This is a genomic window from Agrobacterium sp. 22117, assembly GCF_052045735.1.
GTDB lineage: Bacteria > Pseudomonadota > Alphaproteobacteria > Rhizobiales > Rhizobiaceae > Agrobacterium > Agrobacterium cavarae.
Genome location: NZ_JBQEPP010000002.1, coordinates 404,141 through 416,584, shown reverse-complemented (window position 1 = coordinate 416,584; position 12,444 = coordinate 404,141). Strand labels below are relative to the sequence as shown.

At 57.3% G+C, this 12,444-nt stretch carries 18 protein-coding genes and 1 pseudogene; 14 read left to right on the top strand and 5 right to left on the bottom strand.

Going from position 1 to position 12,444, the window contains the following annotated elements:
* Position 1 precedes the first annotated feature (1 nt).
* The 3 genes and pseudogenes from ACTJKV_RS06450 to ACTJKV_RS06440 form a co-directional block, all read right to left on the bottom strand.
* Complete coding sequence (locus tag ACTJKV_RS06450; protein ID WP_274101921.1) at positions 2 to 595, bottom strand: Swt1 family HEPN domain-containing protein; 594 nt, start codon at positions 593 to 595, stop codon at positions 2 to 4.
* Complete coding sequence (locus tag ACTJKV_RS06445) at positions 592 to 1,317, bottom strand: DUF5343 domain-containing protein (RefSeq protein ID WP_274101920.1); 726 nt, start codon at positions 1,315 to 1,317, stop codon at positions 592 to 594. Before ACTJKV_RS06445 ends, ACTJKV_RS06450 begins: the two co-directional genes overlap by 4 nt.
* Before the next feature lie 431 nt (positions 1,318 to 1,748).
* Positions 1,749 to 1,964, bottom strand: a pseudogene (locus ACTJKV_RS06440) (helix-turn-helix domain-containing protein); the annotation flags it as partial.
* Positions 1,965 to 2,248: 284 nt separating this feature from the next.
* Between ACTJKV_RS06440 and ACTJKV_RS06435 the strand changes: the two are divergent.
* The 14 genes from ACTJKV_RS06435 to arsH all read left to right on the top strand — a co-directional run bounded on the left by ACTJKV_RS06435 (position 2,249) and on the right by arsH (position 10,802).
* On the top strand, positions 2,249 to 2,488 hold the full coding sequence (locus ACTJKV_RS06435) for a hypothetical protein (protein ID WP_274101919.1): 240 nt from the start codon (positions 2,249 to 2,251) through the stop codon (positions 2,486 to 2,488).
* A 65-nt stretch (positions 2,489 to 2,553) separates the two neighbouring features.
* Complete coding sequence (locus tag ACTJKV_RS06430) at positions 2,554 to 2,748, top strand: hypothetical protein (protein WP_207773694.1); 195 nt, start codon at positions 2,554 to 2,556, stop codon at positions 2,746 to 2,748.
* Between the two features lies 1 nt (position 2,749).
* Complete coding sequence (locus tag ACTJKV_RS06425; protein ID WP_440598536.1) at positions 2,750 to 3,025, top strand: hypothetical protein; 276 nt, start codon at positions 2,750 to 2,752, stop codon at positions 3,023 to 3,025.
* Positions 3,026 to 3,630: 605 nt separating this feature from the next.
* Positions 3,631 to 3,789, top strand: a complete 159-nt coding sequence (locus ACTJKV_RS06420; protein WP_162741055.1) for a hypothetical protein — start codon at positions 3,631 to 3,633, stop codon at positions 3,787 to 3,789.
* A gap of 222 nt (positions 3,790 to 4,011) precedes the next feature.
* Complete coding sequence (locus tag ACTJKV_RS06415) at positions 4,012 to 4,278, top strand: hypothetical protein (protein ID WP_062426272.1); 267 nt, start codon at positions 4,012 to 4,014, stop codon at positions 4,276 to 4,278.
* Positions 4,279 to 4,444: 166 nt separating this feature from the next.
* The gene (gene blh, locus ACTJKV_RS06410) at positions 4,445 to 5,743 is read left to right on the top strand and encodes a bifunctional sulfur transferase/dioxygenase Blh (RefSeq protein ID WP_440598535.1); all 1,299 of its coding nucleotides are present in this window, start codon (positions 4,445 to 4,447) and stop codon (positions 5,741 to 5,743) included.
* Positions 5,734 to 6,072, top strand: a complete 339-nt coding sequence (gene bigR, locus ACTJKV_RS06405) for a sulfite-sensing transcriptional repressor BigR (protein WP_440598534.1) — start codon at positions 5,734 to 5,736, stop codon at positions 6,070 to 6,072. Before blh ends, bigR begins: the two co-directional genes overlap by 10 nt.
* Complete coding sequence (locus ACTJKV_RS06400) at positions 6,069 to 6,476, top strand: YeeE/YedE family protein (protein ID WP_130979248.1); 408 nt, start codon at positions 6,069 to 6,071, stop codon at positions 6,474 to 6,476. The genes bigR and ACTJKV_RS06400 overlap by 4 nt, the downstream gene beginning before the upstream one ends.
* Entirely contained in the window at positions 6,476 to 6,922 is a 447-nt protein-coding gene (locus ACTJKV_RS06395) for a DUF6691 family protein (protein ID WP_440598602.1), read from the top strand. Before ACTJKV_RS06400 ends, ACTJKV_RS06395 begins: the two co-directional genes overlap by 1 nt.
* A 235-nt stretch (positions 6,923 to 7,157) precedes the next feature.
* Entirely contained in the window at positions 7,158 to 8,135 is a 978-nt protein-coding gene (locus ACTJKV_RS06390) for a sensor histidine kinase (RefSeq protein ID WP_440598533.1), read from the top strand.
* 83 nt (positions 8,136 to 8,218) lie between these two features.
* Positions 8,219 to 8,566, top strand: a complete 348-nt coding sequence (locus ACTJKV_RS06385; RefSeq protein ID WP_440598532.1) for an ArsR/SmtB family transcription factor — start codon at positions 8,219 to 8,221, stop codon at positions 8,564 to 8,566.
* A gap of 49 nt (positions 8,567 to 8,615) precedes the next feature.
* A complete protein-coding gene (gene arsB, locus ACTJKV_RS06380) occupies positions 8,616 to 9,674 on the top strand; it encodes an ACR3 family arsenite efflux transporter (protein WP_440598531.1) in 1,059 nt (352 codons plus the stop codon).
* Positions 9,675 to 9,676: 2 nt separating this feature from the next.
* On the top strand, positions 9,677 to 10,099 hold the full coding sequence (arsC, locus tag ACTJKV_RS06375; protein WP_440598530.1) for an arsenate reductase (glutaredoxin): 423 nt from the start codon (positions 9,677 to 9,679) through the stop codon (positions 10,097 to 10,099).
* Positions 10,077 to 10,802 (top strand): arsenical resistance protein ArsH, encoded by a 726-nt coding sequence (gene arsH / locus ACTJKV_RS06370; RefSeq protein WP_274101912.1) that lies wholly within the window; start codon positions 10,077 to 10,079, stop codon positions 10,800 to 10,802. The genes arsC and arsH overlap by 23 nt, the downstream gene beginning before the upstream one ends.
* Before the next feature lie 12 nt (positions 10,803 to 10,814).
* Here the strand turns inward: arsH and arsK are convergent, their stop codons facing one another.
* Both arsK and ACTJKV_RS06360 read right to left on the bottom strand, forming a co-directional pair.
* A complete protein-coding gene (arsK, locus tag ACTJKV_RS06365; protein WP_274101911.1) occupies positions 10,815 to 12,008 on the bottom strand; it encodes an arsenite efflux MFS transporter ArsK in 1,194 nt (397 codons plus the stop codon).
* Positions 12,001 to 12,357 (bottom strand): ArsR/SmtB family transcription factor, encoded by a 357-nt coding sequence (locus ACTJKV_RS06360; protein ID WP_274101910.1) that lies wholly within the window; start codon positions 12,355 to 12,357, stop codon positions 12,001 to 12,003. Before ACTJKV_RS06360 ends, arsK begins: the two co-directional genes overlap by 8 nt.
* Positions 12,358 to 12,444 lie beyond the last annotated feature (87 nt).

Below are 12,444 nucleotides of genomic sequence, written 5' to 3'. Positions count from 1 at the left end.
TCTATTCCATGAGCTTATACCAATCGCGTATCGCCAGCTTTAGCCTGATCGCCTCTTCCTCCTGCAAGAAATTGCAATGGGCGATGGGCCCTCGGACGAGATTCAGACGGTTGAGAACGCGAAGAACTCTATTTCGCGTAGCATTGGAGAACATCCCTGAAAAGATGTCCCAGTTATCCTTCACAATTTCACCGAGTTCGCCGAAGGTCGTATAGTCAATAAGGCGGTCAGAACGAGGAGGCAGCCCTTCAGCAGCCTCGCGATCGTAGTTCTTTTGAACGTTCTCTCTGACGACCTGTGGGACGCACGTTTTCCACCAGTCGTTTCCACTGCTCTCGAGCATCGTCGCCTCTATCAGCTCTCTGATGTCATTTTCGAGCGCATAGAACAGCTTGTAGAACTCGCTCATCCGTTCGGCGGCAGCGAGCGTTGCAAAGTCTACCTGCCTCAAATATTCGGCAACGAGGGAGTCGGCCTGGGCTTCAAGCGCACCTCTCTTATTGCCGATCCCATTAACGTTGAAAGCGGTCCGAAGATCGCGAGTTATCACCGCATTCTTAAGGATAAACAGTTCGATGTGATCTTCCTGACTCATCTGAGGAGATTTTCCCGCAGGCTTTTGAAGATCGCATTGAAGACCGCAATGTTTTCAGTTTCTGGCAGAACGATGTTTATCTGATATGACAGCCCAAGCTTCACAACGCTGACCGGCCGATCTTGAGGAATCTTTTCAGAAGCATTGCTGACATCGGTCTCGCCAACTGCATCCGACTCCTTCACGACGTCGCTCGTAATGAATGCGCGAACGGCTTCGAAGGACGCGTACATAAGGCGGATGATGGAGTCGGTTTTTTTCAGCCCTGTAATTTCGACCAGAACATCCTTTACGGCGTTCTCGTCGGCGCGATGCACAAATTCTTTCCGCTTGAAGAGTTCGCCGAAAGCATTCCGTAATCCCTCGTAAGCCGCTTGGCTCCGACCGCCATCTGTCTTGAACTTCGAGTACAAAGTTGTGGGCGAACCATCAGGACTGAGAAACTGCATTTTCTTCAACATTGGGGGCACCGCTCTGGCACCGCCACCAGTCAAGTGAAGGATAGTCTCCATGAAGTCAGGACTAAATTTGTCAGGTCGCTCCGCAGCTATCATCCCTTCTAGGGCGCGTTTGAACACGCCAGGAGAAGGGGTATAGGGAATGCCACCCTTGATCTCTCTTTGCTTGCTTTTGTCAGTGGAGGACGCCGAGACCTCCTCCACTACGTCGTTCGCATCTTCCGCCGCTCTAGCGACGCCTGCAGGATTAGATTGCTTTACCATGATATCTCCAGCCGACGGGAGCTTATCGCAACAGCCTGACTCTGCAAGAGTGTACCAGAACATATATGCAACTAATCATTTCAGCATAAATTAGTCGGAAAATCTTTGATGACCGCAATATACTAAGCCCTAATGTCTCGGAACGCCTGTCGAAGCTAGATCCAGACACCCTCCCAGCAAGCGAATCCAATAGATCATTTGCACCATTGTTTTGCTTCGCTAATTAGACACGATCCTAGGCAGCAGATTCGTGATCAAGACCCGGAAGAATCAATCCTCGTTTAGGGTGGCAGCCGCAAAACCAACTCGCGCTTTTCGGTAACCCAAACCAACTTTATAGTGGCGAACAAGTGGGAGAACCCATTCACTTCTATAGAGGTGAGTCGCGTTTGAAGTCGGCGCGCCGCAGATCGTGTGCATTGACGGCTTGCGATAGTGTGGTGCCCCCAATGCGGCTTCTCCTTTTTTGAGGCTCACGATCCCTGCCTCGACGGGATCGGGAGTTGGTTGGCGTAGCGAACCGGACGCCGGGATTTGTCCGTCAGAGCTTCAAGCCCGTCATCGTTGTAGCGATTGAATATCTTGTAGCCGGTCTTGCGTGATATGCCGAAGTCCCGGCACACCTCGCTTATCCCTTCACCCTCCAGTAATCAGGCGACAAAGCGTAGACGTTCTTCCATAACCGAAGTCTCTCTCAACGGCATCAACACCTCCCGCAAAGCGAAAAGTGTTACCCATGTCTCCGGTACAAAACGTCACGTATCTCTCAGGTCGGACAAGAGCATTTATTCTGACTGGTCACAGCGATGGGCGTCCTGCCATCCGCAGCTATTGGCTTGGTTGCCGTACGACGCTGCGAAACCACGCCAAAACACTGTCTTGACTCTTCCAAAAAATGAGAACATTTATAGAACAAATGAGAGGCCGAGAGATGTCCGGAACTGAGAAGATCATCGTGGTGCAGTTCAAGAAGGGGCGCGGCGGTATTGTGCCGGGGGATATTCGGCAGGCTTCCAACGCAGCCTCTGCCGAGAAGATTGCCGGTGCAATGGCGTCTCGCCATATTGGCGTTGCTGCCTATGCCGTCACCGTGGATGAGGAGAGCGGCGATATGGCCGATCCCCGTCTCCTGGTCTCTCATGGCGAGATAACCGACTTGATGCCTGACTGACCGGACAGGGATCAATCATCTTTCACATCAACGAGCAGGTGGCTCTGAAACAGGAGATCGGGAACGTGTGTGCCGAAATCAACGAACAGGTCGTGGATGTTGCGGCATATGTCATCCAATGCCACGACGGGGATGCGAAGGCGGCGGTAGAAACGCTGCTGGATGAGATCGAGCATCTTCAACAACAGCTTTCGGTCGCCGTCGCCGCGATGGGACGAGGATTTACGCGCGGGTGGATACCGAACGGCGAGCGGGAGTGACATGCGCCACCGTCGCGGTATCGATCTGGTGGGCGCGGGCGACGAGATAGCAGGACAAAAGGCCAACGAGGTTACATTTGCCGACCTGCCGCAGTGGTATTCGGTCAGCGGCAAATGCGGACAATGCGGAGAGGTGAGCATGCTGGAGCGATGGGAATTACAGCGACGGTTTGGCAAGTCGCAGCAGTTGATGCTGCTGGAACGGAAGTTGCGATGCAGCCGATGCGGCAACGGAACCGGCAACCATTTTGTCTTCGGGCATGTATCGCGCGATTGAGGACGGATGCTGCTTTGAAAAATGCAGATCGCCTCTCGACGATCGTCTTGTCCATATGCGCAGATTGATGCCGGGGAGAATGCCAGCCGCTCAGTAAGAGCCGTCCGCCAATCGGATAGCGGCCACTGAGGCGAAAGCAAGTCCCTACTCACCGATCGCACCCACTCGGCAACGGCGGTCGTAACCGCCACCCACGAAGGACGCATCGAATGAAGAGATTGGGAGAGAATCTTAGGGTCAGACGGGTCGAACACATGGCGACCTGCACATGGCACGACGCAAAGCGGGATCGTCTTTCCGCAGCGGCATTTAGCCCGCGACCATAAAGGACAAATGGACAAAACGATAGTGAGGTCGGCGCGATGGACAGACAAGAGACTGCACGGTTCCGCGCAACACTTTAACCCTGACACGGATTTTCATCAGCCATGCAAACGGAGGTTCCCAGCATGCGACGCGTTTCGTTTTTTTGTACTGTTTTCATGATCGCTCCAACACTGGCACTGGGCTGCTCCGAGCCTTCCAGCGATGTCCGCATTCCCAGGGCACCCTCCAAAATTTCACAGCCTTCCTGCGTGCTTTATTCCAATTGCTCGGAGTATGACATGCGCTCCTACAAGAACGACGTCGCGACCTATATTCGCGCCCTGACGGAATATGCAGAGGACGCAGCCGATGCTGCGGATGCGGCGAAGGACTTTGCCAGCGATGCGGCAGACTATGCGCGATGCGAAGGCAGTAACGCCAGTTCACGCATACGGTGACCTTTCATAGTCGCACGCATCTCCCGGTATCACGGCGAAACGCTGCCCACCCAAAGGGACGAAGGCGCCGTGCTCCATCTCGGCCGGGAGACGAGAGCATCCATCTCCGCCGCCTGCCCGTCCGGACGGATTTTTCACCCGGGCGAATCCTGCGGTCATCGTCCAAAACAGTTCAAATCGATGTCACTTCCAACTGAACGCAATAGCGAAAGGATCAAACTCATGAAGCGACTTATCCTATCTTCCATCATGGTGCTTGCAGCAAACAGCGCCTTCGCCGAGTGCGGGATGAACGCCTCGCGATGCTTCAAGAAAGATGGAAGCACCTACGAACTCCAGCAGAATCTTGGAGGCGGATATGCCGTCAGCCGCGACGGCAAAAGCGAGGGAAGGCTCTCGCAAAATCTCAGTGGCTCCTGGACGTTGTACAGGCCGGACGGCACGACGGAAACGTTCGACCGAAAGCCATCGTCCATTCCGAAATACTGAAGCATGCCGCGCAAGGGGTGCAGCGGTCTGGCGATAGTGACAGACTAAAGACAACGAGCTGAAGCGTGGCGAGGGAATCTGAAGATCGCGCCACGCTTTAGCACTTGCAGCCCACATCATTATACATTATAAAATAATATATAATGACTTAGGATGGAGGGCACCTATGCCGGTCACCAAAATCTCCGACAAGCTATCGGTCTCGACCCAGCCAAGTGTCGAAGACATCGAGGCTCTTCACTCTCAAGGCTTCACGACATTCATCAACAATCGCCCGGATGGCGAGGACACGGCTCAACTCGGCACGAAAGTGGAGGCGCAGGCAGCGGGCCAATATGGTCTGGCCTATAGCCACATTCCGGTGACGATGAGTACCATCACCGAGGCGGACGTGCGGGCCTTCCAGGATGCCATGCGCCAATCCGATGGCCCGGTTTTCGCCCATTGCAAAGGCGGCACCCGTTCGCTCAGCCTCTATGTGATCGGCGAAGTTCTGGATGGGCGGATGAAAGCAGCCGATGTCGCTGCCTTCGGCCGCGCCCATGGCTTCGACATGGGTGTCGTAGAGACGTGGCTTGCCCGCCAAACCTCGCGGCGGTCGCAGGTGAAAGGCTTCTTCGACGCCCGCACCTCCAGCATTCAATATGTGGTCTCTGATCCCGAGGCCGGCAAATGCGCCATCATCGATCCGGTGTTGGATTTCGACGAGAAGTCCGGCGCCACAGCCACCATCAATGCCGATGCGATCCTCAATTATGTGCGTGCCAAAGATCTCACGGTCGAATGGATCCTCGACACGCATCCGCATGCCGATCATTTCTCTGCCGCGCACTATCTGAAACAAAAGACAGGTGCCCGCACCGCCATCGGCGAGCGCGTCGTGGATGTCCAGGCGCTATGGAAGGATATCTATAACTGGCCGGACCTCGAAACCGATGGGTCGCAATGGGACCAGCTGTTTGCCCATGGAGAGACGTTCAAGATCGGTTCACTCGACGCGCGGGTTCTCTTCTCTCCCGGCCACACGCTCGCCTCGATCACCTATGTCATCGGCGATGCGGCTTTCATCCACGACACGCTATTCATGCCGGATGGCGGCACGGCGCGCGCCGATTTCCCCGGCGGGGATGCGAATGCCCTCTGGCACTCCATACAGGATATTCTGGCCCTGCCGGATGAAACGCGGCTCTTTACCGGTCATGATTATCAGCCGAATGGCCGCACGCCGCGTTGGGAAAGTACGGTGGCCGAACAAAAAGCCTCCAACCCGCATGTTGCAGGCGTCAGCAGGCAGGATTTCGTGACGCTTCGCACACAACGCGACAAGACGCTCCCCATGCCGAAGCTCATGCTTCATGCGCTACAGGTAAATATCTGCGGTGGCCGCCTGCCGGAACCGGAGGCGAATGGCAAACGCTATCTCAAGTTTCCGCTGGATGCCTTGCAGGGAGCCGTTTGGGAATGACCGCTCTGCCAAAAGACCTGGCGCTTTCGCCTGCCGAAATGGCAGACCGTGCCGCAGATGTCGCCACCCTACTGAAAACCCTGTCGCACCCGGCGAGGCTGATGATCGTCTGCACCCTGGCCGAGGGGGAGTTCTCCGTTGGCGATCTGGAGGAGCGGCTCGATCTGCACCAGCCGCATCTTTCCCAGCACCTCACCGTGCTCAGAGGCTCCGGCATTGTCGATACCAGGCGTGATGGCAAGCAGATTTTCTACCGTCTGACCGAGGAAAAGGCCGCCCAACTGGTCGCCGCTCTCTATAACATTTTCTGCGCAAGGGAGACGGCATGAGCCCTTATCTCGCCTCCCTTGCGGGCGGCCTGTTGATCGGCGCCTCCGCCGTCATGCTGCTCATCCTCAACGGTCGCATTGCCGGTATCAGCGGCATTGTCGGACGCCTGGCCAAAGGTGTCGGGCTCACCACCAATCTCGCCTTCGTGCTGGGCCTGCTGCTCGGGCCGATGGCCTATCTTTCTTTCTTCGGTGGCTGGCCGCAGATCGAGATCACCACGCCCTGGCCACTCATTGCGCTCGCAGGCTTGCTGGTCGGCTTCGGCTCGCGCATGGGCTCCGGCTGCACCAGCGGCCACGGCGTGCTGGGGCTCGCACGGCTGTCTCCCCGCTCCATGGCGGCGGTCGCGACATTTCTGGCAACGGGCATCGCCGCCGTTGCCGTCCTGCGGAGCATCGGATGATGAACCGCTCGATCCTTCGATTTTCCGCAGCACTGGCATCCGGCCTGATCTTCGGCCTCGGCCTGTCACTTTCCGGTATGCTGAACCCTGCCCGCGTTCAAGCCTTTCTGGATGTCTTCGGCAATTGGGACCCGAGCCTCGCTTTCGTTCTTGGCGGCGCTGTCCTTGTTGCCTTTATCGGCGGGCGGGCAGCACAACGCATGGGGCATCCCGTACTGGACGATACGTTCCACCTGCCGACAAAACATAAGATCGATGCGCCGCTCATCATCGGCTCAGCGCTTTTCGGCCTCGGCTGGGGGCTCGGCGGCTTCTGCCCCGGCCCGGCCATCGCGTCTCTCTCGGTGACAGCACTCACCAGCGGTGCGCCGCAAGTCATCCTCTTCGTCGTCGCCATGCTTTTGGGTATGACGCTTCATGACCGCCTGTGGAGCAGGCGTCCCTAACGACACGGACTTGCCACGAAATTCGGCACCGGGACGTTGAACGTGCTTGTCAGCGCTCCCCGGCAAGGCGATTTTGCGCAATGCACAGCGAAGAAAATCCGACGTGAAAGACCTCACGTAACGTCATTAACGAAGTATTGATGGGAACTTCTTCTTCTGTTGCGCCTTAAATGGTTATGGTATTGAACTAGCCTGTGTTTCTCGCAGACCCGCATCTTATTCAAGGTAATTTCCAGTGCTGGATAGCCACAATAGTTCTCGCTTCATTGCCGCTGCACTCGCTGTTTCGGATGACTGCATAAAAGTTATCGGCATGGATGGGTCCCTCCAATTCATGAACGAAGGCGGCCAGCGAGTGATGGAGGTGGACGATTTTTCCCAATTCAAGGGCTGCTACTGGCCCAATTTCTGGGAGGGCCAGGGCAATACCGAAGCTGTTGCCGCACTGGATGAAGCCCGCGCCGGTCGCGCCGCGCGTTTTACGGGCTTTGCCAATACAGCCAAGGGCACGCCGCGTTATTGGGATGTGAAGGTCTCGCCGCTCTTCGATGACAAGGGTGCTGTCGAAGGCATCCTTTCCATTTCAAGAGACATCACCGCTCTCAAATCCTTCGAGGATGAGCAGATCCTGTTGCGCAACGAGCTTGCGCACCGCATCAAGAATATCCTCGCCTTGGTGCAGGCTGTCGCGTCGCAAACGTTGAAAGACGACGCCGACATGGCAACCGCCAAGCCAACCTTCCTTTCGCGTCTGGGCGCTCTCAGCCGCGGGCATGACATCCTCATCAACGCCCACCACAACCCGACGCAACTGCGCACACTCGCCGAGGCCGTCGTTGCCGAACATAGCGCCGGCCGGGTTTTGATCGATGGCCCCGAAATCGATCTCTCGGCCAAATGTGCGCTTGCGCTTACCCTCGCCTTCCACGAACTCGCCACCAACGCCTTCAAATACGGCGCGCTCTCCAACGACACCGGCATCGTCTCGCTCACCTGGAAACTTAACGAAGGCGCCAACCGTCCCACCCTCGACCTCACCTGGAAAGAAACCGGCGGCCCCGAAGTCTTCAAGCCAACCCGCCGCGGCTTTGGATCGAGGATGATCGACAAGGCGCTCTCTTCCTATCTCGGAGGCACAAGCCGGATTGATTTCGACAGGGATGGGCTGGTGTTTTCGCTTTCGGCGCCGGTTGCCAATCTGATCGAAAACTGAGCCAATCCGCGACCCTGCGGCGTTCTGCACGCCCGAGAGACACGCGCTCTTGACGGAAATGAAATATCCATTATTCTGGATATATGGATACTAATCTTGCCATTGCAGCGCTGTCGGCCCTTGCGCAACCCACACGTCTTGAAACCTTCCGACTCCTCGTGAAAGCTGAGCCCGATGGTGTGGCGGCCGGTGAGCTTGCTCGGTTGGTGGACGTGCCCCAAAACACGATGTCGGCCCATCTCGGCATCTTGCAGCGAGCAGGCATCGTGAAAAGCGACCGGCAAAGCCGCTCCATCATCTATCGCGCCGATCTCGATGGTTTTCGTGCGCTGACGCTTTTCCTGCTCAAGGATTGCTGCAACGGCAATGCCGCGCTCTGCACCCCGCTAATCGCCGATTTGACGCCCTGCTGTAGGGTTGAAAAGTCGTGACGCAGCATCACGCCACCACGCCAGGATCAAACGCCGGAAAGACAAGTTGATGTCCACATTCGAACGCTATCTGACGGTTTGGGTCTTTTTCTGCATTCTGGTCGGCATCACGCTCGGCCACCTGTTGCCAGGGGTCTTTCATGCGATCGGCGCAGCTGAGGTCGCCAGCGTCAACATTCCTGTCGCCATCCTGATCTGGCTGATGATCATTCCCATGCTGCTGAAGATCGATTTTGGCTCGCTGTCGAAAGTCGGACGATATTGGCGCGGCATCGGCGTCACGCTTTTCATCAACTGGGCGATCAAACCTTTCTCCATGGCTCTTCTCGGCTGGCTGTTCGTCGGTTGGCTGTTTCGACCGTTGCTGCCGGAAGATCAGATCGACTCGTATATTGCCGGCTTGATCATTTTGGCGGCCGCACCTTGCACGGCGATGGTTTTCGTCTGGTCGAATTTGACGAAGGGCGAACCGCACTTCACATTGTCCCAGGTCGCGCTTAACGACGCAATCATGATTGTCGCCTTTGCCCCGATCGTCGCCTTGTTGCTCGGGCTGTCGGCAATCACCGTCCCGTGGGCCACGCTGACAATCTCGGTTGTCCTCTACATCCTGATCCCGGTGGCGATCGCGCAGGTCCTACGAAAGTTGCTGACCGCCGATGGGACGACTCGGTCTCTGGACGCCCTGCTATCAAAGCTGCAGCCGCTCTCTCTCGTCGCACTGCTGGCAACGCTAATCTTGCTTTTTGGCTTTCAGGGCGAGCAGATCATTGCTCAGCCTGCGATTATCGGACTTCTGGCGGTTCCAATCCTGATCCAGGTGTACCTCAATTCTGGACTGGCCTATCTGCTCAACCGCATGGCGGGCGAACAGCACTGCGTGGCCGGGCCTTCAGCTCTTATAGGGGCGAGCAATTTCTTCGAGCTTGCGGTGGCCGCGGCTATCAGCCTGTTCGGCTTCCAGTCTGGCGCCGCACTCGCAACCGTCGTCGGCGTGCTCATCGAGGTGCCCGTCATGCTGTCCGTCGTCTGGATCGTGAACCGCTCGAAGGGGTGGTACGAAAGCGCCCCATCCGTTTCAAAGAACGCCCAAACCAAGGAGGCATAACCATGCATGTGACCATCTATCACAATCCGTCCTGCGGAACGTCGCGCAACACGCTGGCCATGATCCGCAACGCCGGTATCGAACCCACGGTCGTCGAGTATCTCCAAACCCCGCCATCACGCGCAGAGTTGAAGGCAATGATCACCGATGCTGGACTGACGGTCCGCGAAGCAATCCGGGAAAAGGGCACGCCCTATGCCGAACTTGGATTGGACAATCCGGCGTTAAGCGACGAGCAGTTGCTGGATGCCATGGTGAAGGAGCCGATCCTCATCAACCGGCCTTTCGTGGTTACGCCGCTCGGAACACGGCTCTGCCGTCCGTCGGAAGCGGTGCTGGATATTCTGCCCGACAGCCATCAGGGTGCCTTCACCAAGGAAGATGGAGAACAGGTTCTCGATCATGAGGGAAAGCGTATTGTCTGAGCACCTCCCCGCTTTACAGAGCGAACATCTCGATCCCATCCCGGCCGAGGCCCTGCGTCCTGCAATGTCGGTCCACAGCCCGCGCATCCTCATCCTCTATGGATCGCTCAGAGAAATGTCCTATAGCAGGCTCCTTGCCTTCGAGGTCCGTCGCCTGCTGGAGCATTTGGGGTGCGAAGTGCGGTTGTTCGATCCCGCTGGACTTCCGCTTCCGGATGAAGCACCGGCCAGTCATCCTAAGGTGCAGGAACTACGCGACCTCTCGCAATGGTCGGAGGGGCAGGTCTGGATCAGCCCGGAGCGCCACGGCGCCATGACCGGCATCATGAAATCGCAGATAGACTGGATCCCCCTGTCGCTCGGTTCCGTGCGCCCCACCCAGGGCAAGACGCTCGCCGTGATGGAGGTTTCCGGCGGCAGCCAGTCCTTCAATGCGGTCAACCAGATGCGCATCCTCGGCCGCTGGATGCGGATGATCACCATTCCCAACCAGTCTTCGGTCGCCAGAGCATTTCAGGAATTCGATGCCGAAGGGCGGATGAAGCCATCTTCCTATTATGATCGCGTCGTCGATGTCTGTGAGGAACTGGTGAAGTTCACCCTTCTGACACGCGATGCCTCGCCCTATCTGACCAGCCGTTACAGCGAGCGGAAGGAAGAAGCTGCAGCACTTCAGAAGCGGGTGTCTCTGAACTCGATCTGATCGGCGGCGCGCTTACGCCACCTGAGCGCGGCAGGACCGCGCGACAATGACGAAAGCGGCAATGCTGAACGCGCCAAGTCCTGCATTTGCTGCAAGCGCAAAGCTTAGACCGACATTTTCCATCGCGGCAGCAAAGGCGAATGGCGCGAAAGCGCCGACCGCAAGCCGTGCAGCGGTCAGTTTGCCGGTCATTGCGCCATAGCCTTCCGAGCCGGCGAGATAAAGCGGCAGGCTTCCCTGTGCGATGCTGTTGATGCCGGAGCCAAGCCCGAGACAAATGGCAAAGGCCACCGCACCCGGCAACCAGTCTGCGCTGAGCAGCAGCATCACCACCCCGGACACGATCAGCACCGCGGACAAAACGGCAAGGCCCGGCGGCGAAAGACGCTTTCCAAACACCATGTTGATCAGGCGGCTCAAAACCTGGGCCGGGCCGAAGAGAGAACCGATCACGACCGCGGCAGCACCCAGCCCGATCGATCCGAGCATGGGCACCATATGTGCCAGCATGGCGGAAAGCGTAAATCCGAGAAGCGCGAAAGCGACGGAGACGATGAGCATGGTCCTCTGGCGCATATGCGGCGGAACGGCGCCGACGACAGTCGGTTTCGCGCCAACGGGCAAACCGCGTGCCTTCTTGCCGAGGCTTCTGATCCAGACATGCAGCGGCATGCAGACAACAAGGTTGAGTGCTGCAAAGACGAGATAGATTTCACGCCAGGAAAGATGGCTGGCAAGCACGCTGGAGATCGGCCAGAAGATCGTTGACGCAAAGCCGCCTATCAGCGTCAGATAGGTAATGCTCCGCGACGCGCTATGGGCATCGCTCTCCACCAGCGTGGCGAAGGCCGCCTGATATTGCACCATGCCGGACGAAACCTCGAGCAGGATGATGGCAATGGCAAAAGTCGCGACCGAAGGTGCCGCAGCGCATAGCACGAGCATCACCGATGCCAGCGCGGACCCGACCGCCATGATGGTTGCCGCACCCAGCCGGTCCATCTGTCTGCCGATGTAAATTGCCGAAAGCCCGCCGATGAAAAGGGAGACGGAGAACACCCCGAACACCTGCGCCAGCGAAAGCCCAAGATCCTGCGCCATGCCGGGCGCCAGGATGCTGAAGCTGTAATAGAGCGTGCCGTATCCGATGATCTGCGTCAGGCCGAGCGCTGAAACGAGAGAGGCAGAAACGCGCGACCTATTCAACGGCGTTCACCCTTGCAGCAGATAGATGACCCTCGGACGACGAGACGTTATGCCGGATCGCGGAGTTACCAGCGCAGCAGTCTTCCATCAGGAAGGTCACAAGCTCGGCAAGCGTCTCGAAACTGGCACGATAGATGATGGAGCGTGACACCCGTTGCTGGTTGATCAGCCCGGACCGCTCCAGTTCCTTGAGGTGGAATGAAACATTGGTGGCAGAAACGCCCATGCGTTCGGCAATTTTACCGGCCGCAAGTCCATCCGGACCCGCTACGACCAGGGCCCGCACGATGCGAAGCCGGGTTTCCTGGGAGAGTGCCGCGAATGAAGAAAGCGCCTGGCGCTCGTCCATATTTCAACAATCCTTGAACTATTGGATTGAGACATACGACATGCAATGAAGATCGGCAAGTGTGGCTGTGACTGGTCGAAATATCGT